20 protein-coding genes are annotated in these 21,174 nt (G+C 33.4%); 7 read left to right on the top strand and 13 right to left on the bottom strand.

From position 1 onward, the window contains the following. Positions 1-82 precede the first annotated feature (82 nt). Positions 83-1,708 carry an amidohydrolase gene (locus tag FOF46_RS10450; RefSeq protein WP_143916424.1) on the top strand — a complete coding sequence of 542 codons (1,626 nt, stop codon included), beginning with the start codon at positions 83-85 and terminating at the stop codon, positions 1,706-1,708. A gap of 158 nt (positions 1,709-1,866) precedes the next feature. Here FOF46_RS10450 and FOF46_RS10445 read toward each other — a convergent pair whose 3' ends face one another. Further along, entirely contained in the window at positions 1,867-2,877 is a 1,011-nt protein-coding gene (locus tag FOF46_RS10445; RefSeq protein ID WP_143916423.1) for an SMP-30/gluconolactonase/LRE family protein, read from the bottom strand. Between the two features lie 222 nt (positions 2,878-3,099). Here FOF46_RS10445 and FOF46_RS10440 point away from each other — a divergent pair, with 222 nt between their 5' ends. Together FOF46_RS10440 and FOF46_RS10435 are read left to right on the top strand one after the other, a co-directional pair. Then, positions 3,100-4,116: a sensor histidine kinase gene (locus tag FOF46_RS10440; RefSeq protein WP_143916422.1), complete on the top strand. Its 1,017-nt coding sequence runs from the start codon at positions 3,100-3,102 to the stop codon at positions 4,114-4,116. Between the two features lie 58 nt (positions 4,117-4,174). Further along, on the top strand, positions 4,175-4,864 hold the full coding sequence (locus FOF46_RS10435) for a LytR/AlgR family response regulator transcription factor (RefSeq protein WP_143916421.1): 690 nt from the start codon (positions 4,175-4,177) through the stop codon (positions 4,862-4,864). Positions 4,865-4,909: 45 nt separating this feature from the next. Here FOF46_RS10435 and FOF46_RS10430 read toward each other — a convergent pair whose 3' ends face one another. Together FOF46_RS10430 and FOF46_RS10425 are read right to left on the bottom strand one after the other, a co-directional pair. Then, positions 4,910-5,680 carry a hypothetical protein gene (locus tag FOF46_RS10430; RefSeq protein ID WP_235010910.1) on the bottom strand — a complete coding sequence of 257 codons (771 nt, stop codon included), beginning with the start codon at positions 5,678-5,680 and terminating at the stop codon, positions 4,910-4,912. Positions 5,681-5,819: 139 nt separating this feature from the next. Then, a complete protein-coding gene (locus tag FOF46_RS10425) occupies positions 5,820-6,533 on the bottom strand; it encodes a class I SAM-dependent methyltransferase (RefSeq protein WP_143916420.1) in 714 nt (237 codons plus the stop codon). 61 nt (positions 6,534-6,594) lie between these two features. On the opposite strand from FOF46_RS10425, the gene FOF46_RS10420 reads away from it, so the two are divergent. Continuing rightward, positions 6,595-7,089 carry a YkgJ family cysteine cluster protein gene (locus tag FOF46_RS10420; protein ID WP_109434833.1) on the top strand — a complete coding sequence of 165 codons (495 nt, stop codon included), beginning with the start codon at positions 6,595-6,597 and terminating at the stop codon, positions 7,087-7,089. Between the two features lie 89 nt (positions 7,090-7,178). Here FOF46_RS10420 and FOF46_RS10415 read toward each other — a convergent pair whose 3' ends face one another. The 9 genes from FOF46_RS10415 to FOF46_RS10375 form a co-directional block, all read right to left on the bottom strand. Then, positions 7,179-7,862: a Lipl32 family lipoprotein gene (locus FOF46_RS10415; protein WP_143916419.1), complete on the bottom strand. Its 684-nt coding sequence runs from the start codon at positions 7,860-7,862 to the stop codon at positions 7,179-7,181. A gap of 323 nt (positions 7,863-8,185) precedes the next feature. After that, complete coding sequence (locus FOF46_RS10410) at positions 8,186-9,265, bottom strand: DUF6620 family protein (RefSeq protein ID WP_109434835.1); 1,080 nt, start codon at positions 9,263-9,265, stop codon at positions 8,186-8,188. 29 nt (positions 9,266-9,294) lie between these two features. Further along, a complete protein-coding gene (locus FOF46_RS10405; protein ID WP_143916418.1) occupies positions 9,295-10,347 on the bottom strand; it encodes an SPFH domain-containing protein in 1,053 nt (350 codons plus the stop codon). Positions 10,348-10,368: 21 nt separating this feature from the next. Then, positions 10,369-11,133, bottom strand: coding sequence for a hypothetical protein (locus FOF46_RS10400; protein WP_143916417.1), 765 nt, complete (start codon positions 11,131-11,133; stop codon positions 10,369-10,371). 26 nt (positions 11,134-11,159) lie between these two features. Beyond that, positions 11,160-11,360, bottom strand: a complete 201-nt coding sequence (locus FOF46_RS10395) for a hypothetical protein (RefSeq protein ID WP_109434838.1) — start codon at positions 11,358-11,360, stop codon at positions 11,160-11,162. Positions 11,361-11,470: 110 nt separating this feature from the next. Beyond that, a complete protein-coding gene (locus FOF46_RS10390) occupies positions 11,471-12,154 on the bottom strand; it encodes a Lipl32 family lipoprotein (RefSeq protein ID WP_109434839.1) in 684 nt (227 codons plus the stop codon). A 41-nt stretch (positions 12,155-12,195) separates the two neighbouring features. Next, positions 12,196-12,807, bottom strand: coding sequence for an SIMPL domain-containing protein (locus tag FOF46_RS10385; RefSeq protein WP_143916416.1), 612 nt, complete (start codon positions 12,805-12,807; stop codon positions 12,196-12,198). A gap of 27 nt (positions 12,808-12,834) precedes the next feature. Then, entirely contained in the window at positions 12,835-13,179 is a 345-nt protein-coding gene (locus tag FOF46_RS10380; protein ID WP_109434841.1) for a zinc-ribbon domain-containing protein, read from the bottom strand. A 63-nt stretch (positions 13,180-13,242) separates the two neighbouring features. Further along, positions 13,243-13,665 carry a hypothetical protein gene (locus FOF46_RS10375; protein WP_109434842.1) on the bottom strand — a complete coding sequence of 141 codons (423 nt, stop codon included), beginning with the start codon at positions 13,663-13,665 and terminating at the stop codon, positions 13,243-13,245. Between the two features lie 469 nt (positions 13,666-14,134). Here FOF46_RS10375 and FOF46_RS10370 point away from each other — a divergent pair, with 469 nt between their 5' ends. From FOF46_RS10370 to FOF46_RS10360, 3 genes are all read left to right on the top strand, one after another. Continuing rightward, positions 14,135-17,212 (top strand): HYR domain-containing protein, encoded by a 3,078-nt coding sequence (locus tag FOF46_RS10370; RefSeq protein WP_143916415.1) that lies wholly within the window; start codon positions 14,135-14,137, stop codon positions 17,210-17,212. A gap of 165 nt (positions 17,213-17,377) precedes the next feature. Then, on the top strand, positions 17,378-19,912 hold the full coding sequence (locus tag FOF46_RS10365) for a T9SS type B sorting domain-containing protein (protein ID WP_143916414.1): 2,535 nt from the start codon (positions 17,378-17,380) through the stop codon (positions 19,910-19,912). A gap of 3 nt (positions 19,913-19,915) precedes the next feature. After that, the gene (locus tag FOF46_RS10360) at positions 19,916-20,836 is read left to right on the top strand and encodes a PorP/SprF family type IX secretion system membrane protein (protein ID WP_143916413.1); all 921 of its coding nucleotides are present in this window, start codon (positions 19,916-19,918) and stop codon (positions 20,834-20,836) included. An 86-nt stretch (positions 20,837-20,922) separates the two neighbouring features. Here FOF46_RS10360 and FOF46_RS31470 read toward each other — a convergent pair whose 3' ends face one another. After that, complete coding sequence (locus FOF46_RS31470) at positions 20,923-21,072, bottom strand: hypothetical protein (RefSeq protein ID WP_167571790.1); 150 nt, start codon at positions 21,070-21,072, stop codon at positions 20,923-20,925. Positions 21,073-21,174: the final 102 nt, after the last annotated feature.

Genomic DNA, 21,174 nt, shown 5'->3' with positions numbered 1-21,174 from the left:
TGTTTGAATTCTTATATTAAGAAAATCTTAACCACTTCACTACTAAGATATATTTACATTTAGGCCTTTAAACTCAACTAGAATGAAAAAATTTCCTTTATTATTTATCATCGCACTATCTGTTGTTTCATGTCAACAACACAAAGAGAAAGTAGATTTACTTGTGCTAAATGCCAATGTATACACAGTAGATGATGCGTACCCAAAAGCTGAAGCCTTTGTGATAAAAGATGGTAAATTCTTAGATGTAGGTAGTAATGATGAGTTGTTAAATGGATATGACGCAGGTGATACTTTGGATGCTAAGGGAAAAACAATTGTGCCAGGATTGATTGATGCTCATTGTCATTTTTATGGACTTGGATTACAACAACAAAAAGTTGACTTAGTTGGCACTAAAAGTTATAAGGAAGTATTGGATCGTATTGTTGGATTTCAAAAGGAAAAAAATGTGCCATTTATAACCGGAAGAGGTTGGGATCAAAATGATTGGGAGGTAAAAGAATTTCCAACAAAAGAAAAGTTAGATAGTTTGTTTCCTGATACCCCGGTGGCTATTACAAGGGTTGATGGTCATGCGATGATTGTAAATCAGAAAGCCTTAGATCTTGCCAAAATTACAATTGATACAAAGATAGAAGGTGGAGAAATTGTTCAAAAAGAAGGAAAACTCACAGGGGTACTTATTGATAACCCTATGGGATTGATTAGGTCGGTTATCCCTCAACCAACGATAAAGGAGCAGATACAAGCACTAAAGGATGCAGAAGCGATTAACTTTAGTTATGGATTGACTACAGTAGATGATGCTGGATTAAGCCCAGAAGTAATTGCTTTAATTGATAGTTTGCAAAAAAACGATGAGTTGAAGATTAGAATGTATACTATGGTGAGTAATGTGCCAGAATACGTAGATTATTATTTAGAAAAAGGAGTGTATAAAACAGATAAACTGAATGTTTCTTCTTTTAAGGTATACGCAGATGGAGCATTAGGATCTCGAGGAGCTACATTAAAAGAGCCATATTCAGATAAAGAAAACCATCATGGAGCAATGGTAATAGGGAATGCTGATTTTAAAACGTTAGCAAAACGATTAGCAGGATCTCCATTTCAGATGAATACACATGCTATTGGTGATTCTGCAAATGCAGTAGTGATGAAAACATATTATGAAGTATTACAGAATAAATCAGATAGAAGATGGCGTGTAGAGCATGCTCAGGTAGTAGCTCCAGAAGAATTTGATATTCTTAATGATAACTTGGTAATGAGTGTGCAACCCACCCATGCTACCAGTGATATGTATTGGGCTGATGAGCGATTAGGAGAAGATCGTATTAAAGGAGCATATGCGTATAAAAAATTACTTGAAAAAACGGGTAAAGTTGCTTTAGGAACCGATTACCCTGTAGAACATGTAAGTCCTTTCTATACATTTTATGCTGCTGTAGCACGAAAAGATTTAAAACAATATCCAGAAGGAGGTTTTCAAAAAGAAAATGCTCTTACAAGAGAAGAAACCTTAAAAGGAATGACTATTTGGGCGGCATATAGTAATTTTGAAGAACTAGAAAAAGGAAGCATCACTGTAGGTAAATTTGCTGATTTTGTAATCTTGGAAGATAACATTATGGAAGTCGAAGAAGATCAAATTCCAAAAATAAAAGTAAAAACTACATATTTGGCAGGGGAGAAAGTATATTAATTTGTTGTGCAAATCATAATATACTGATCAACATAAAATATTAAAAAAAAATAGACCTCATTCGATTGTCTGTTCGATTTTTGATTGTTTTTTGATTGTTTTTGAAAGAGGCCTATTTAATTTTCTTTATCTATGTTTCGGTTTTAAGTGTTCTTTTATTAATTCTGATCATCCAATTTTACTTTTAGGATTGTAGGTTCGTATAATTTTTCCATAGGAAAAAGAGATCCATCTTTATTGAAACTTCCAAACTGAGCATTTGCGATATAGTACAACTCATCTTCTATCAAAACACCAGTTGATGGATTATTCATCATTGGATGATTATATTCTATTAGTATCGTTTTAATGATTGTATTCTGTTCTGTATTAAGTACTAATTTTCTAACCGAATTCTCATCAGGTTGAATACCAATTAGAGAGTTTTTATAAAAATATAGCCCATCAACACTTTTTTCTCCTGTTACTTTAATACCTTCAAAACATTGTAATATTTCTTTTTTACCAGTTTTGATATGTACACGGACAATTCCTTCAGTACAAGCAATAAACAAATATGTATTATCATTAGAAATCGTTATTCCATTAGGATATCTTAATTCAGAGAGGTCAGATAAGACTTTTAATCGACCTTCATCTTTTTGTATAGTATATAGTTTAGGTTTAGAAAACATATGGGTAGCATATATATTTCCAGATGTATCCAAAGTAATATCATTAAAGAAATGAACTTCTCCAGGGATATCTACCCAATATTTTTTAATAAGTTTCCCGGTTGTCAGGTCGTACTTAAAAATTCCAGAAGGGCGACCTTCTATCGTGTCATTTTTGGTATATCCAATAAGGTTATTTCCTCCAGAACTACATACCCATAGATGTTTTCTTACCGGATCAACTTTCATCCCAATAATCATATGTAAACCATCTTGTTTAGGTTGTATAAAGTCCTGATATAGTCCATCTTTTGTTCGTTTTATAATTTTTCCTTTTCGGGTACTTCCAATATAAAAAGTTCCATCATTGCTGTCATATGCAACATTTTCGGGTAGCAGATCTTTTTCAGGAATTGTAAAAGCTATAAAACTTTTATTAAATTGTTCTATTGGTTCTTGAGCGATTCCTGAAAAACTAAATCCAGCAAAAAATAAGATGTAAATAACCTTCTTCATTGGTGTTCTTTTAAAAATGCGAATTACATAAAGTGTTTTCCAGCATAACTAATGTATTTCATAAAGAAATCGAAAAGATTAATTTTATATAAATCTTCACTTTTTTGATGTGTGCTTACTCTTTACTTATGTAAATTCATTACACATAAATAAATTATGGGTTTACATAAATTATAGGTTTAAGTGAGTGTCAAATCCTAAAATCCTATAGCTTTGTTATCAATGAAAATTAAAAGCATCTGGTTTCATATAGGATTTTGGATTATATATACTGCTATATTTACTGTAGTTGAAGCTAGTTATAAAGGAAAATATACAGAAGCATTAGCTTTTGAGCTTATGAATATGCCCATGCGGCTTATTGTTGTTTATTTTAATTACTTTGTTTTACTTCCTAGATTTTTATTGCAAGGAAAAACAGCAAAATATTTTACATATACACTATTAACATTAATTGTTGCAGGGTTTATCCAACGACTAGCCAATTACAAGATACTATCCATATTTTACTCTGATTTGTATGATTTTGGAGTGTGGCTACCATATAAATTTCTGCAGACTTCTATGATTATTGCGTCCCCTTTAATTCTCATTATTGGAATTTCTGTGATATGGAAGGTAGCAGAACTACAAAAGCGAGCTAAAACCCTTGAAAACGAAAAATTACAATCAGAGTTAAAATACCTGAAATCGCAGATCAATCCTCATTTTCTTTTTAATACATTAAATAACATTTATGGATTGTCACTGGAAAATTCGAAAAAGACTCCCGAATTAATTCTCAAATTATCTGATTTTCTTAGTTTCTCTCTGTATGAGAGTACTCAAAAATTTATTCTTTTAGAGAAGGAAATCAATTTATTGAATGATTTTATTGACCTTGAGAAATCTCGATTCGACGATAGAGTAGCGGTAGAAGTATCCATCCCAGAAAATATCAATCAGATATCTATACCTCCTTTGATTTTGGTGCCATTTGTTGAAAATGCTTTCAAACATAGTTTAAAAAATGAAACAAGAATTGCCCATATATTTGTTAAATTAGAAGTTGTCGATGGTCAATTGATCTATGAGGTTAAAAATTCTAAACCGGATCAAACTATTGAGGATTCTTCTCCCAGAGGTATCGGATTAGAAAATATCAAGAAAAGATTAAATATTTTGTACGATGATCAATACAAATTGCAAATTGAAGATGAGGATGAATCATACTCTATTGTATTGAAAATTAATGTGTAAAGATGTGATTGTGTTTGAAAAATAACTGTGAAATGGCTCAGACTAATAAAATAAACAGATGAAACTTCAATGTATTATAGTAGATGACGAGCAGACTGCTAGAAATATTTTAAAAAAGTATATCGGTGATGTTTCAAACTTAGAACTAATTGCAGAATTTAAGAATGCCCTGGAGGTTCTTAATTATCTTCAGAATAATCCAGTAGACCTGGTTTTTCTGGATATAGAAATGCCTAAACTTTCTGGTTTGAACCTAGCAAAAATTATAGAAAATAAAGTCAAAATAGTTTTTACTACTGCACATCGAGAATTTGCTTTAGAGGGATTTGATCTTAGTGCTGTTGATTATTTATTAAAACCTTTTTCTTTTGACCGTTTTCTAAAAGCGATTCAGAAAATGACACCTCAATTTTCTAATATTGTTATTCCTCCTGTTGTAGATCATATTTTTATCAAAGCTGATAAAAAAATGGTAAAAGTCAATTTTTCAGAATTACTTTATATCGAAGGTTTAAGTAACTATGTAAAAATTCATACTATAGAAGATACATTGGTTGTGTATGAAAAAATGAGCGATCTTATATTAAGGTTACCATCACAATCTTTTATGCGTATACATAAATCCTATATCGTAAATACCAGAAAAATAAAAACATATACAAAAGAGTATGTAGAAATTAAAAAAACGCATATTCCTATAAGTTTAACCTATAGAAATACTTTGTTGTCATTTTTAAGTGGTTCTTAATTGTCTGTACAAAAGGTGTATACGAATGATTTAGTTATATTCATTTTATCTTCCACCGTTAGCTTGTAAATCTGCAATGCATTGAGGGTCCAGTTCTGGAATTACATCTCCCATACCCATCATACCACTGCCAAATTGTATAGCCGCTTCCATTAGACAATTAGAAACATTACAGTGACCTTCAGCTTCTTCATCTTCATGTTGGGATTGTAAAGGACTTCCTAGGTCGACTAATCCCATTAGGTGAGCAAATTCATGATTAAGTGTAGCAATTTCTACTGTGCTAAGAGCAGGGGAGTTAGGCCTTGCGTTTAATGCCAGCAATGTACCTTGATAAATAACCATAGAAGTGTTGAGATAAGCAGAACCCAAAGTTACTTGTTCAGTTGTGTCATCTTCTCTACTTCCATCTGCAAAATATACATATACAGTGATATTACCATCTTCATTGAATAGTGTTCTGGTATCATTTTCTATTTCTGCAATTTCTTCGATAGTAAAAGGAGCTTTACCAGAAGAAGGAACAGAACGTTGAGTAATGGTAATTCCATCGGGCTTAAATAATCTTTCCTGCAAAAAATCTCTAAATCCATTTACAGCAGTAGCTGATGGTTCAAACCCTTGTACAGATACCATTTCTATAGTGATACTGGTAAAATTTGTAGCGCTTAGAAGGTCATTCGCAGAGCTACCAAGTGGTTGTTTATTGTTTACCTGTAAGGCATTAGTTGAAGGAGTATTATCATCATCATTAGAACACCCAATGAGAATAAATGAAGAGATCAATAAGTAGGTTAAAAATTTTGTTATTTGCACAGGAGTATTTTTAAGGATTAGTTAGTGTTGGTAAATAAACGAATTTACACAGTATCTTATTTTTACTTTAACATTGTTTTTGTATGTACTTCTGTGCCACAAAGATTGTACCATCAATTTTAGTATAAGAAGTATTTTTTTAAATTGCTAAAGTAAGTCTGGCTAAGTAGTCGTTGTTTTCTCCTTCAAATAACAATTCGGTTAAAAAACCATTAGTATTAGCTGCATTTTGTAATGTATTATAGTCAATATATAACCAGTCAAATTTTTCTGATTCTTGATTTTTATATTGTAATGAGTACCTCATTTCGCCATAATATCCAGCAGATGCATCTACCCAAAAACCCCCATCATCATCTTGAAAAAGATATGAAATGTCTGAAGAATCCATAAGAATTTGCCCACCAGGAATTAAGAGTCTTTTTATATGTGTGAAGAACATATCAATATTACTCAAAGTACCTATAATGCCACTCCCATTCATTAAGAATAGTATAGTGTCAAATGATGTGTGATTATATTGAAAAATATCCTGAGTCAGCGCATTTTGGATCCCTCTTTTTTTACAGATTTCTATGGCACCTTCCGAAATATCAATTGCAGTCACATCGAGTTTTTTTTTGTCCTGAAGAAATAGACTATGACTACCTGCACCGCATCCGACATCAAGTACTTTTCCGTAAGAAATATCTAATGCTTTTTGTTCTATTTTAGGCATTTCTGGATAAGATCTGAAAAGATAGGGTATAGGTATATGATCATCATCAAAATCATCAGCTTTCACGACAATATCTTCTGTATATTCCTTATTATAAAAATCTTTGATAGCTTTTCCAAAGACATCTGTATTCATCCTTTTTGGGTTTATAATTTTGGTGGTTATGATTAGTACTTAAAAATCTTATTTTTGCAGTATGCAAGAATTTATAGATCAATTACCACGACTGGCCAAAGATAAACATAACGAGAATAAAAAGTTCTTTGCTAAACTTAAAAAAAAACCGCCCAAAAAGTTGGATCATATCATGCAGGATTTGCACGACGAAGAGTTTAGTGTTACCGACTGTTTATCTTGCGGAAATTGTTGTAAAACTACCGGGCCATTGTTTACAGATAAAGATGTAGAACGAATTGCAAAATTCTTAAAGATGAAACCCAGGCAATTTGAAGAACAATACTTGCAAATAGATGAGGATGGAGATTTGATTTTACAAGGAACGCCTTGTACTTTTCTTGGAGCAGATAATTATTGTAGTATTTATGAAGTAAGGCCAAAAGCTTGCCGTGAATATCCTCATACAGATCGTAAAAAATTTCAGCAAATATCCAATTTAACACTAAAGAATGTGGCTATATGTCCTGCAGCATTTAATATTGTCGAAAAGATGAAAGCCAGGTTACCTTTGTAAATATTATTACAAAACAAATCTCCCTATATTTTCTTTTATAGAAAACATAGGGAGATTGTATTTATCGTGTGTCTGTTATTTAGAACTTATTATAGTCCTTTTTTTAAATCTTCAATAGTTTTAGCCATTACTACTCCAGGTAATTTTATTGGAGCTGCAACTTGTGCTAAAAATGTACCTTTTACTTCACCAGTTTTGTATGTAGTAAAACCAATACGGTATAACCCAACAGTTAATGCTTTAAGAGGATCACTTACTTCACTTTTATATCTTAATAGTGAGTTGTATTTACTTCCACTAGGTTGTTTTGGCATTTCACTACTATCATCATTACGTTCTAAGATAGTCCAATTTGCATTTTTTGCACCTTCTTCTGTAATATTATCTTTACTAATAATATCAGAACGCTCTAATGTAATATATGTATCAAAGAAATCTTTAGATCCAGCATTTTCTGTATACGCAGCAGATGAAGTAGCTCCCTTTACTTTAGTTTTACCTACAGGAGACATCATTCTTACTCCTAGTTCTGGTGCTACAGCAGGTATCCATACATAGATATAATAAAATTTCTTCCCATCTTTTACTTCATCTTCGTTACCAGGAGCTGCATATCCCATGTAAGATACAATATCAGTATATGGTACTTTTATAGTTTTAGGACCTATTTTTTTTTCAGTTAAACCACCAAATTTACCAAGTTTTTGAGCTTGAGTTTCGACAGATGTTCCCAAAGCAAAGATGGCTAGTAGAATTAAGATTTTTGTTTTCATAATAATTGATTTAGTTATAGTTATTAATGATTAGTTGGTTAGACACACGCATTATTTCTATTTAATATTTTGTTAAATATATTGAAATAATTATTTACGCAAATATGAACTTTTCTAACGAGAATGATACTCATAATGAAATATTATATTTTTAATCAATTTAAGATTTTGATTTTCAGTGATTTGCATCGATGTTTCTCAAAAGTTTAATGTGTGTTTGTAATTTGTTTTTGATGTATAGAACAAGATGACCCGGTTTCACAGTATTCGTAGTGTAGTGTTATGGGGATTCAACAAACCCCGGGTCATCTTTTAAATTGATTTTAGAAATCTATATCATCACCTGCTTTTGCCGATGCAAATTCTGCATTGTATTTCTCCATAAGTTCACCCATTTGGAGTGCCATACGTGTATCTGTAGCCATTTTTGGAGACCAGTGCGCCCCTACAGAACTCCAATCGGTAACTGTAAGCCCATATTCTTGTAAAATTGAAGCAGCATCTTTTCCTTGTGTAGCTCCCATGTTTTGATGACACATAATTTTGATATATAGCTCAAAATCTTCCATTACTTCATTTAAACCACCACTACCATTAGAGCTGCTTGATGCTGAACCTTGATTAGTTTCTTCACTTGCAAATTTTCCAATATTTGAATTCATAAATGCATCACCATACACCTTTGATATTGCAAATGTAGTATCTTGGGACATTCTTGCCGTCCACTCTGCAGAGACTTCATCCCAGATTGGTTTTTCGGTTCCAACTACTTTTAGTACTTCTTCTAGATCCATACCTCCTGCAATCTTCGCATTAGCAGCAGCCCAGGTTTCCATATCAATTCCCGAAATGGGATCTAATAAACCACCTGCTTCTGCCGCTTCTACATGAGCATCCATTTGAGCATCTAATTTAGCTTTTTGTTCTTTTAAGAAATCATCTGCAGCATCATATGCTTTCTCTTCTGCATCATCTAATAAAGCTATTCCCCATAAAAAATGTTTTTCATCAGAGAATCCATATTCATTGATTTGATCATTAAACTCTTCTGCATTATTGTCTTTGAGGTCTTTAATATCGTTTAGTATATCTGTAGCATCATCATGAGAAAGTTCACGAACTTGCTCAGGCATTACAAATTTATTTACATATCCGTACCTTCTTATGCCAGAAGGAAATTGATTATTAAGGTCAACCCAATGAGGCTCGTTTAAATTTGGTTTAAATGGCCAGACATCATAGTTCTCGTTAGTATCAAGGTCCTGAAAAGAAAGATCTGCACATGGCCATGTAGTATAATCATAACTATGCCAATCCATGCGATCTAGTACTAATAAATAGTCTCTATATTCATCTTTGTTTTTTCCTGAAACATTTTGATATAATTCATTTATAGTGCTCATAGTCTTTAATTTTTAAGATTGATTTTGTATTAAAATTGAGATAATATTTCTTGTTTTTTTTGTTTGTACTCCTGCTCATCGATAAATCCAGCATCAAACATTTTTTTTAATTTTTCTAATTTTTGCATTGGATCATCATTTTGTGGAGGAGTGTTTTGTTGTTGTGGAGATTGTTGTTGCGAAGCCTGCTGCCCCCCTTGGTTTTGGTTATTCTGATTATTCATCATGTTCCCTAACATTTGCCCCATTCCTAATCCAGCTCCCATTTGCATACCAATGTTACCTCCTCCTTCATTTTTTGCCATATTTTTTAAGGCTTCAAGTTGTTGATAATCTTGATAACTAACGCCTAGCTCTTTCATTGCTTGAGCTTCTGCACTCATATCTGCAATTCTTCCTATTCTCGTTTTGGTTTCTTCGTCAAAACTGGTGCCTTCTATTCTAAAATCAAGCAATTCAAATCCAAGCTCGTCAAAAATCTGAGTGCATGAATTCTTAGAAAATGATGCAATTTCATTACGATGTTTATCAATTTCTGTATAACTAAAAGAAGCATTGGCAAGAAAATCACTTATTGGCTGAGTAATTCTGGATAAGATAACTTTTTGTATGGCCTTTACAGGATAATAATCATCACCAGCAATCACATTTCTAAAAAAATCAACAGGTTTTGTGATTTTAAAAGAGAAATTTCCAAAGGCGCCAAGTCCCACAGGAAAATTATAAACAGGATCTTTATATGTAATTGGAGAAGGAGTTCCCCAACGTATATTTTGCATTTCAGCCTTTCTGTAAAAGAAGATACCTACTTTATGAGCAGATTCAAACTTGTACATAATGTTTTTGATCGTTGTCCAAAAAGGAATATTTCCTGTTTTAAGGTCATATAGGCCCTCTTCTTCAAAAAAGCCTTCCACTTTTCCTTCGTATACAAAAAGACACCCTTGCCCTGGACCTACAATCAACTTTGATGCGTTTTTTATTTCATCTCCGTCTTCTGTCCATTTTTCAAAAAGAGTTTCAGGTTTTGGATCTTGCCATTCGATTACCGAACGTAATTGATTACTAAATGAATTTGACATAGCTGTTCCTTTTTAGAATTACTAATAGTTAGTTAAAAATGCTGTTTTAGCTTTAAAATCTTTTTCGTAGCGATCTTTATAATCTGGGATAATTTCAATTCTTTTTTTAAGATAAGTCTCTACATATTTTTGATATATAGCATCTAATTCTTCTTTTTTGTAGATCTCTTTACTTTTAAGATAATTTTGAAACTTAAGCTCCTCGTGGTGTAGATAATGTTCTAGTGCAGCTTCTTCACCTAAAGCATGAACAGCAAAATGTTCTATATTTCTAGCTTTGGTTCCAGGTTCAAAAGTGTTTACAGTCTGACAATACTCGCATGTACTGTAATAGGATCTGAAAAAATTATCTTTTACAGGAAGTTTTGCCTGACATTGTGTACAACAAAAATCTTTGGATAATGTATCTTTTACTTCCTGAACTAATTTTTTTGCTGCATCTGCAAAAATTTTAACTTCGTATGATTTTAGTTTTTGTTCCAAATCAAATCTGGTGTTGAACCCTTTGTCTCTTTCTTTATTAAATTGATCTGAACCAAAATCGACACCTGCATTTTCAAAAGCTTCTTCAACTTTTTCATCCCAGGTATCATCTATTTTATAAATCAAATCACTAGCTTGAGAATAAATTCCTTGCCAGGCATTACTAAAAGTAGTGGTCTCAAAATCTGTAGCTTCGAATAATACAGGTAATGCAGCTTCGGTTTTTTCTAGTACTTCTTGAAATCGTTCTTTAATTTTTTTGAGAAAACCATCCCATCTATTTTGTGTTTCAATGAAAGACATAGTTGTAAGGAGTTGTTAGTTGTATTTTAATAGAATTGACCTCCGCAGAAATCACAATACTGAAGATCTGTATCATCAGGCCTGGCTGCTCCGCAACCTTTACATTTCTTAGTTTCCAGACCAGCATTTGTTTCTTCATATTTTTTGGTAGAAGAGATTGCATTGGCTAGAATATCATCCAAAAGATTTTTTTCTTTTTTTGGTTTTTCGTTATCGTTTTCTTGCATTTCGAATCGTGGGTTTTAGAAAAAAAAGAATTTGACAAAAGTGGTTATCCCCATATTTTTGTATTAAAAAATATAGGAATAACCATTGGGATTAATATTCCAATTTTATATTATAACCCTTTTTTTAAGTCTGCAATAGTCTTTGCCATAACTACTCCAGGAAGTTTTATCGGAGCTGCAACTTCAGCTAAGAATGTACCTTTTACTTCACCAGTCTTATAGGTTGTAAAACCAATACGGTATAATCCAACAGTTAATGCTTTAAGAGGATCGCTTACTTCACTTTTATATCTTAATAATGAGTTGTATCCTCTTCCGCTTGGTTGCTTAGGCATTTCACCACTATCGTCATTACGTTCCAGGGTTACCCAGTTAGCAGCTTTTGCAGCCTCTTCGCTAATGTTATCTTTACTTATAATATCAGAACGTTCTAGAGTAATGTAAGTATCAAAATAATCACTAGAACCAGCATTTTCTGTATATGCTGCAGATTTTGTAGCCTTTTTGATTTTGGTTTTACCAACAGGAGACATCATTCTTACTCCTAGTTCTGGAGCAACAGCAGGTATCCAAACATAGATGTAATAAAATTTCTTTCCGTCTTTTACTTCATCTTCATTTCCAGGAGCAGCATATCCCATATAGGATACGACATCTGTATATGGTACTTTTATAGTTTTAGGACCAATCTTTTTTTCAATAGAACTACCAAATTTCTTTAGTTTTTGTGCATTAGCGTTAAAAGTGCTTCCAAAAGCTAGTATTGCTGCTACAATTAGAATTTTTGTTTTCATTTTTTGGTTTTTATGATTTATTAAATGTGTTTAAAAGTTTTTTACTCTATAGTAAAGGTTACCGTTACAAGATGTTTTTGAATTTCGTCTGGTTTGTACATGTTTATGTATTGTGCTTTGGTGTCAGAATTCACAACCTTTGTGATTTCACCTAATTTTTTACCAAGTCCTTCGGCTGCTTTTTGCGCCTTTGTTTTAGCATCTTCTACAGCAGTAAGGGTTAAGTTAGCCCATTCTTTATTTGTTTTTTCCTTTGCATCTGCTTGTACTTGTACTACAGTTAAACCGTTCATTTTCTGTTTGATAATTTTCATTATCTCTTCTTCAGAAGTTGAGGTGTAATTGTAGTATGCAACATCATTTACTTCTGAGTAAGATGCATACAATTGATAAAGAATATTTTTGCTGTATTTGCTAAAATCAACACCTATAGCTTTTAATTTGTCACTATACATTTGTTGTACCTCTGCCAAACTTTTGGGTTCTAGCTGCTGGTACCCATCTGCAACGATTTGTTTTAATGAAATAGTGAGAAAATAACTGCTAACTTCTACTTGCTTATTAGCTTCTCCAACTACGGTTAATGTTTTACCATTTTCTTGTGCTATACTTGGTGTAATAGCTAATAGTAGTATAAAAACGAGTTTTTTCATGATAAAAAGATTTTGATACACTTATTTTTATTTACCCAGTAGAGGTAGTATGGCAATTAGCATAACGGCTGCTGCAAAAATGATCAAGCCTATAAAGTGATACCAAGGAGTTTTGATGTGGTTATTTTTGAAATCAGTAAAACTTGTTATCAACTCTTGGTTTTGAATTTCTCTTTTTTCAAAAGCACCTTTACAATGACCACAGACGGTGTATACTTTTTTTCCGATAGGAAAGAATGGTATCCAAAATACGTGGAAGTATTTTTTATACCCTTGTATCCACATATTATTTTGTGTATTACAATGCGGGCAACTTCCTCCTTCTAATTGTTTAGGTTGTATTGTAGAAGAACCTGTTCCGAATATGATCATGATGTATTACTTTATAGGTTTAGATACTTGTTATTCTAGAATTTTAATTTTGGTTACTTTCAATTATATAAAGAATAAGAAAGAAGCAACGATCATCCAACAACCAACTATGATTCCTAAGATTCCTAGTTTACCTTGTTTTGGAGCTAATTTTTCTCTAAGCTGATTAGCTTTTTCTTTAGCTGCCTCGTTTTTGGATAAAAAGAGTTTATTGATTAGACCAAAACCTAACATGAATCCTAAAATAGCTTCGATAATGTTTCCAGCTAATAGCGTTATCCACCAGATAGGATATGTTGTAAGCCATCCCAGGTTAAGAACTGCAGAGATAATTCCCCACACTCCCCAGAAACAGAATACAAGTCCGATCCAGCCTTGATAAGGTTCGATTTTTTCTAATAGCTCTTTTGCATTTGGTTTTTTAGATAGCAATAATGATGGTACTGCTATAATACTCAATAGAATTAAAGTGATTCCCCAAGTCATAATTTTAGTTTTTAAGGGTTAGTACTTGTTTTTTACTTTATATGTTTTTTAAAATGCCTCTATATCTATTATCTGTATATATCAAGATGTGATATAGAGACTAAAAAATCACAGTACAAAGATGAGATAGAAGCATGGTGAGGAAAACACCTTTTCTAGTGAAAAACAATACCCTGAAAACAGGGGGGTATGTTGAATAGGTATCTAATTTTAAATTCTACTAATACTGATAATCATGAATAGTTTTATTCTAAATAAATTGTTTTTTTAAGTATTAAATGATTTTGAGTATGATCTATAAAAGAAAGTAGTAATTAATGTAAGAATTGAAGAGGTGTTTTGTTTTGAAATTAAAAAACCCCTGAAAACAGGGGGGTGTATATTATGGTAAAACCCCATTTATGGTGATTGGTATGTATTGGATCATAAATAATTTTGTTGTGTAAAACTAAAAACACCAAAATTGGTTATGGGAAATACTAGTAAAAACGTGTTTACAACAAAATTGAAACTTAATTTAGTCGGTTTAATACTAATTTTTAATGCGTCCATATCTTTTGGACAAGGATGCCCAGAGGTTCCAATATCAGGAATAGATGAAACAAATAGTTTTGTCGTAGAAGGAGAGAATGAACAAGATGATTTGGGGTATTCCGTTAAAGATGCTGGAGATGTTAATGGAGATGGAATTTCAGATATTATTATTGGAGCTCCATTTGTAGATTCTGGAAGCATAGAGGATGTAGGAGAAGCATATGTTATATTTGGAGGGTCAGGAGTATCTTCAACTTCTTTTGACATTACATCATTAAATGGGACAAATGGTTTTATAATAAGAGGAACAAATCAAAATGATAGATTAGGAACGTCAGTAAGTACAGCAGGGGATTTTAATGATGATGGGGTTGATGATATTATTATTGGAAGTAGTTCTTTTCCTAATGTGGGGAATACCATAGTGATTTTTGGAACTAATACGGTTTTTTCTTCATTATATACAATTTCAGATATTAATGCTGGAAACGGCATTATTATTAGCGGAGAAGGTAGTGATAATTTTGGTGAATCAGTTAGTTTTGCTGGAGATGTTAATGATGATGGGGTGGACGATGTTACCATAAACGCTCCGCTATATGATGGTTCTGGTTTTAGAAATAATGGAAGGACTTATGTGATTTTTGGGAGTTCAACAATTACTAATATAGACGTATCTGCACTGGACGGTAATAATGGCTTTGTAATAAATGGTTTTCCTCAGAATGATTCAGGGAGTCAATCAAAAGTAAGCGATGCCGGAGATATTGATAACGATGGAATTGATGATATTATTTTGGGGTTTCCGGGATATGATGAGGGGAGTAACCTATCTACGGGACGAGTTTGTGTTATTTATGGCAATAGTATTGGTTTTTCAGCGTCTCTAAATTTGTTGTCATTAGATGGAAGCAATGGTTTTTCAATTCTTGGTGAAGAGGCTAATACAGCATTAGGTTTTTCTGTAGGTGCTGCAGAAGATTTTAATAATGATGGAATAAATGATTTTATTGTAGGGGCTCCAAGAAAAGATGTTAACACTATTAGAGATATTGGAGAGGCTTACGTTATTTATGGAAGAGGTTCTTTTCCTTCTACTTTTAACTCTTCGGATCTGAATGGGGCAAATAGTATGACTATTAGAGGAATCCAAAGACCTGATTATATAAGAAATTCGGGATTTAATAATTTAGGATATGCAGTAGATGGATTGCATGACATAAATGATGATGGAATAAGTGATATAATAGTTTCAGCAACAGGAGGAGGAGCAGGTAATCAAGGAGGTGCATATGTTATTTTTGGTTCTTCTTCCAATCCTGATATAATTAATGCTGGGGAGGTCTTTGGTAATGTGGGTTATCAGGTTTTTGAAGATGAAAGGTTTAGTAGGCAACGTTTTGGACAATCAGTTAGTTCTATCGGGGATTTCAATGCAGATGGAATAAACGATTTTATTGTGGGCGCAATTAGATCGGCAACTTCATTTAGAAATAATGGAAAAGCTTATGTTTTTTATGGTGAAACTTTTGATCTTGATGATTCAGAACTTCCTACAATTAGTTGCCCTTCCAATCAAGAACTATATGCAAATGCTGTGTTGCCTAATTATATTCATTTTTTACCATCTGTGAGTGATAACTGTACTTATAATACAGACATGACTTATAGTCAAAATCCTCCCGAAGGAACACCTTTCATTTCAGATACAAATGTCACTATCACGGTAACTGATAGATCTGGTAATATGGAGACTTGTACATTTTTAGTAAGCTTAAAAACTACAACTGCTGAAATAGATTGTAATACTACAAGTTTTTCTGTAAATGATTTAAATGGAACAAATGGTCTTATTTTATATGGAGAGAAAGCACTAAGTAGAACAGGAACCGATGTAAATTCTTTAGGAGACGTTAACGGAGATGGGATAGATGATTTTATAGTAGCAGCAAGAGGTGAAGACCTTTCTTTTGCAGGCCCTTATGGTACAGATTTTATAGATATTATAGGAGGTGGATATGTTGTTTTTGGAACAGCTTCGGGTTTTCCACCAAATATAAATTTAAAAATGCTTAATGGTTCAAATGGATTTATTATTAGAGATGATACAGCCTATAGTAGCCAGCCTAATACAGCTTTTGCGGCGAGCAGTGCAGGAGATATCAATAACGATGGTATTAATGATATTATGGTTAGTGATCCTTTTCGAAAAACTAGTTTAGGATCAGAACTTGGATATAACTATATAATTTTTGGAAGGGCTACTGGTTTTCCTTTAGAATTTAATCTTTCCACACTTAATGGTTCTAATGGATTTACAGTAATAGGAGCTGATCCTTTTGAAAGACCTGGATATGCTCTTGATACAGTTGGTGATATCAATAATGATGGGATTGATGATATTGCCCTGTCAGAAGGATCAGGCAGTGGAAGTAGTTTAACTGGAAAATGTCATATTTTATATGGTAATAGTTCGGGTTTTCCAGCAATTATTAGAGTTAATGAAATTGATGGTAGTAATGGCTTTACTATTGTTGGAGATGTTGGGACTTCAGGTAAAATAGGTTATTATGTAGCTGGTTTGGGGGATATAAATGGAGATGCTATAGATGATATAACCATTGGAGGAAATAAAGCGCGAAAGTTTGTAGTTTTTGGAAGACCAAGAGGTTCTAGTTTTCCAGCGACTCTTAATGTTGATGAATTAGATGGCATCAATGGTTTTGCAGTCGAACATTCTTTAGAATCCTTGTCTCTAGAGGTCAGTAAAGCAGGGGATATCAATAACGATGGATTTAATGATGTTACTTTTGGAGGACGATATGTTTTATTTGGGAGAAATGCCTTTCCATCAATATTTGATTTGGTAAACCTAGATGGAACCAATGGTTTTTCATTTTCTAGCAATGTATCCAATCTTAATTACGCCGGTGATTTTAATAACGATGGTTATGATGATTTAATTTTTGGACGTTCTAGTTCTTATTACGTTATCTATGGAAAAGAAACTTAGGAAGATATAATTCCGACAGGTTCCGGAGTAACAGATAATAGATTAAGGATAAATTTACGAAATAGTAATTTTAATGGATCCGCATCACATGCGGGAGATGTTAATGATGATGGTATTGATGATATTATTATTGGACAATATAGAGGCAGTAGTTTTAACTTCGTAGTGAATACAGATCCAGGTTTTGCATATGTGATTTTTGGTCAGGATATCCCAGATATCGATGCGCCAGAGATTACCGACTGTCTAAGTGATCAAACTTTAAGTTCTGGATCGAACTTACCTGATTATACAAGTTCTGTTAGAGCTACAGATGATTGTGATACCAATCTTGAGATTACACAAAGCCCAGAAGCAGGAACTAGATTTACAGCAAATACTACGGTTACCATTACGGTAACTGATAATAGTGGGAAAGAGGATCAATGTACTTTTGAAGTTAGAACACCTACGCCTACAGTAGACCTTTCAGTTTCATCAGATACAGGTACAGAAGATGCGGGTACTGTAATCACGGTAACAGCTACTTCTTCGTCTGCTGTAGTGGGTGATCAAACTATTGATCTTGCTGTGGCAGGAACTGGAATTACAGGCACAGATTTTACTTTAAGTAATACTACGATTACTATTCTTGATGGTATGACTACAGGTACAGTAACTTTTACTATTGAAGATGATACTGCTGTAGAAGGCACAGAAACGGCCACACTCACGATTAGTGATCCATCCTCAGGGATTACTCTTGGAGGGACTACCACCCAGGATGTTGATATCACAGATAATGATTCAGTACCTATTCCTACAGTAAACCTTTCGATTTCATCCAATACGGGTACAGAAGATGCGGGTACTGTAATCACGGTAACAGCTACTTCTTCGTCTGCTGTAGTGGGTGATCAAACTATTGATCTTGCTGTTACCGGAACAGGAATTACAGGCACAGATTTTACTTTAAGTAATACTACGATTACTATTCTTGATGGTATGACTACAGGTATAGTAACTTTTACTATTGAGGATGATGCTCTTGTAGAAAGCACAGAAACGGCCACACTCACGATTAGCAATCCTTCATCAGGTATTACTCTTGGAGGGACTACCACTCAGGATGTTGATATCACAGATAATGATTCAGCACCTATTCCTACAGTAAATCTTTCGGTTTCATCCAATACAGGTACAGAAGATGCGGGTACTGTAATCACGGTAACAGCTACTTCTTCGACAGCTGTAGTGGGTGATCAAACTATTGATCTTGCTACTACAGGAACCGGAATTACAGCCACAGATTTTACTTTAAGTGGTACTAGGATTACTATTGCTAATGGTATGACTACAGGTACAGTAACTTTTACTATTGAAGATGATGCTGTTGTAGAAGGTACAGAAACGGCAACACTAACGATTAGTACCCCATCATCAGGTATTACTCTTGGAGGGACTACCACCCAGGATGTTGTTATTACAGATAATGATATCCCTTCAGTAAATCTTTCGGTTTCACCAAATACAGGTACAGAAGCTGCAGGTACAGTAATTACGGTTACAGCTACTTCTTCGACAGCTGTAGTGGGTGATCAAACTATTGATCTTGCTACTACGGGAACCGGAATTACAGCCACAGATTTTACCTTAAGTGGTACTACGATTACTATTCTTGATGGTATGACTACAGGTACAGTAACTTTTACTATTGAAGATGATGCTCTTGTAGAAGGTACAGAAACGGCAACATTAACGATTAGCAATCCTTCATCAGGCATTACCCTTGGAACAATTACAACGCAGGATATTACTATCACTGATAATGATTCAGCACCTATTCCTACAGTAAACCTTTCGGTTTCATCCAATACGGGTACAGAAGATGTGGGTACTGTAATCACGGTAACAGCTACTTCTACGGTAGCTGTAGTAGGTGATCAAACTATTGATCTTGATGTTACCGGAACAGGAATTACAGGCACAGATTTTACTTTAAGTGGTACTACGATTACTATTGCTGATGGTATGACTACAGGTACAGTAACTTTTACTATTGAAGATGATACTGCTGTAGAAGGTACAGAAACGGCAACACTAACGATTAGTACCCCATCATCAGGTATTACTCTTGGAACGATTACAACCCAAGATGTTGTTATTACAGATAATGACCTTGCAATATGTACTATAGAAGCAGGAGAAGATCAGGAAATCGTTGAAGGACAAGAAATACAATTAAATGCTATGGTTTCAAATCCTGGTACGTTGATTTGGTCACCTTCCAGAGGGCTGAGTAACACAAATATCACAGACCCAATAGCTAATCCAACAGAAACTACAACATATACTTTGCTTTTTACTGGTAGTGATGGGTGTACCGCAGAGGATATGGTTACCGTATTTGTAACTCCATTAGAAGAGGACCAAACAAGATATGGATTTTCTCCTGATGATGATGGTATCAATGAATATTGGGAGATTAATGGTATCGATAATTACCCCAATAACAAAGTATTGATATATAATAGATGGGGAGATTTAGTTTTTGAAGTTGATGGTTATAATAATACTTCAAGAGTTTTTAGGGGAATTGCAAACCGAAAGAGAAGTTTAGGAGGGGATAAATTACCAGAAGGGACATATTTCTTTGATATAAAAATAGAAGGAGCTCATAATTTGAAAAAAGAAACAGGATTCCTTGTTTTAAAACGTTAATTCATGAAAACAAAATATATAATAATGTTGATAGCTGTAATGCTATCAAAAGGGATTTTATGTCCAATATTTGGGCAACAAACTCCGGTTTTTGCAAACTATAACTACAATACTGTGATCATAAATCCAGCACATGCAGGGTTTTATCCAGATGCAGATGTTACAATTACCAATAGGGGATACTTAAATCAAATAGAAGGAAGTCCAAGAAATATTGGATTAACATTTAACTCCCCATTAGGTTCAGAAAATGTTGGACTTGGAGCTGGTGTGTATAGTGATCAGGTTGGAGTCACGACTGCTACAAGCCTTTTTGGGGCATATTCTTATAAATTGTTTTTTGATCATAATTATAATCGTGCTAGATGGTGGTCTTATAATCCCAACGTATTATCTTTTGGAATAACAGGAGGAGTAATGATCTATGATGAAAACCTGTTAGAACTAGGTATTCAGAATGATCCAAACTTTGCAAATAACATTAATACGATTATACCCACTTTAGGGATAGGGATACTGTACAATAGAGAACGTATTTACGTGGGGGTTTCAGCACCTAATTTATTGGGAGACTCATTATCCTCAGAAGATAATGTAAATATAGAAAGTCCCTATTATGCTTATGCCGGATATCGTTTTTTTGCAACCCGTTTTGAAGAAGTTATGATAAATCCTAGTGTACTCATTAAGTATGTTTCTGGAGCACCAACTCAGGCAGATTTTAATACTAAGGTTAATTATAAAAACAAAATTGAAGTTGGAGCAGGATATAGAACGAATTCTTCAATGAATTTTCTTGCTGGATTCTATGTTTCTAATCATTTAAGAGTATTATATAATTATAATCAGACGTTAAAAAGTACGCCCATAAATAATACACATGGAATTGTATTAAGTTATCGTTTTGGAAATGGTTTTATGTAAAAATAATAATCAAAACCTTAAAACTGATAAAAGCCATTATACGTCGTATAATGGCTTTTTTAATTAAAGAATACATCTTTCTTTTATTATACAGGTGAAGGACCAGGAAGATCAAAAATTGGTCTTTTTGCTCCTCCTCCTCCATATACTTTGAATAAGGATTGTTTGTTTAGAACTTGCTTTTCTTTATTTTTAAGCTGTTCGATTGTTGGATAATTCGGTTTGATTTGTGCCACTGATTTCGGAGCTATAGTGCCAGTAATTTCAGTTCAAACTGTGCCACTTTTTACAGTTCGAATTGTGCCAATGTAAATTGAGTCGAGTTAATTTCGGTTCTA

This window comes from Aquimarina algiphila (assembly GCF_007489275.1).
GTDB lineage: Bacteria > Bacteroidota > Bacteroidia > Flavobacteriales > Flavobacteriaceae > Aquimarina > Aquimarina algiphila.
The sequence above is the reverse complement of the archived record's forward strand: the minus strand, read 5'-3'. Positions and strand labels throughout refer to the sequence as shown.

Excerpts from the sequence above, each read along its gene's own strand:
- FOF46_RS10450 (WP_143916424.1), top strand. The coding sequence starts at position 83 with ATGAAAAAATTTCCTTTATTATTTATCATCGCACTATCTGTTGTTTCA.
- FOF46_RS10445 (WP_143916423.1), bottom strand. The coding sequence starts at position 2,877 with ATGAAGAAGGTTATTTACATCTTATTTTTTGCTGGATTTAGTTTTTCA.
- FOF46_RS10440 (WP_143916422.1), top strand. The coding sequence starts at position 3,100 with ATGAAAATTAAAAGCATCTGGTTTCATATAGGATTTTGGATTATATAT.
- FOF46_RS10435 (WP_143916421.1), top strand. The coding sequence starts at position 4,175 with ATGAAACTTCAATGTATTATAGTAGATGACGAGCAGACTGCTAGAAAT.
- FOF46_RS10425 (WP_143916420.1), bottom strand. The coding sequence starts at position 6,533 with ATGAATACAGATGTCTTTGGAAAAGCTATCAAAGATTTTTATAATAAG.
- FOF46_RS10420 (WP_109434833.1), top strand. The coding sequence starts at position 6,595 with ATGCAAGAATTTATAGATCAATTACCACGACTGGCCAAAGATAAACAT.
- FOF46_RS10415 (WP_143916419.1), bottom strand. The coding sequence starts at position 7,862 with ATGAAAACAAAAATCTTAATTCTACTAGCCATCTTTGCTTTGGGAACA.
- FOF46_RS10410 (WP_109434835.1), bottom strand. The coding sequence starts at position 9,265 with ATGAGCACTATAAATGAATTATATCAAAATGTTTCAGGAAAAAACAAA.
- FOF46_RS10405 (WP_143916418.1), bottom strand. The coding sequence starts at position 10,347 with ATGTCAAATTCATTTAGTAATCAATTACGTTCGGTAATCGAATGGCAA.
- FOF46_RS10400 (WP_143916417.1), bottom strand. The coding sequence starts at position 11,133 with ATGTCTTTCATTGAAACACAAAATAGATGGGATGGTTTTCTCAAAAAA.
- FOF46_RS10395 (WP_109434838.1), bottom strand. The coding sequence starts at position 11,360 with ATGCAAGAAAACGATAACGAAAAACCAAAAAAAGAAAAAAATCTTTTG.
- FOF46_RS10390 (WP_109434839.1), bottom strand. The coding sequence starts at position 12,154 with ATGAAAACAAAAATTCTAATTGTAGCAGCAATACTAGCTTTTGGAAGC.
- FOF46_RS10385 (WP_143916416.1), bottom strand. The coding sequence starts at position 12,807 with ATGAAAAAACTCGTTTTTATACTACTATTAGCTATTACACCAAGTATA.
- FOF46_RS10380 (WP_109434841.1), bottom strand. The coding sequence starts at position 13,179 with ATGATCATATTCGGAACAGGTTCTTCTACAATACAACCTAAACAATTA.
- FOF46_RS10375 (WP_109434842.1), bottom strand. The coding sequence starts at position 13,665 with ATGACTTGGGGAATCACTTTAATTCTATTGAGTATTATAGCAGTACCA.
- FOF46_RS10370 (WP_143916415.1), top strand. The coding sequence starts at position 14,135 with ATGGGAAATACTAGTAAAAACGTGTTTACAACAAAATTGAAACTTAAT.
- FOF46_RS10360 (WP_143916413.1), top strand. The coding sequence starts at position 19,916 with ATGAAAACAAAATATATAATAATGTTGATAGCTGTAATGCTATCAAAA.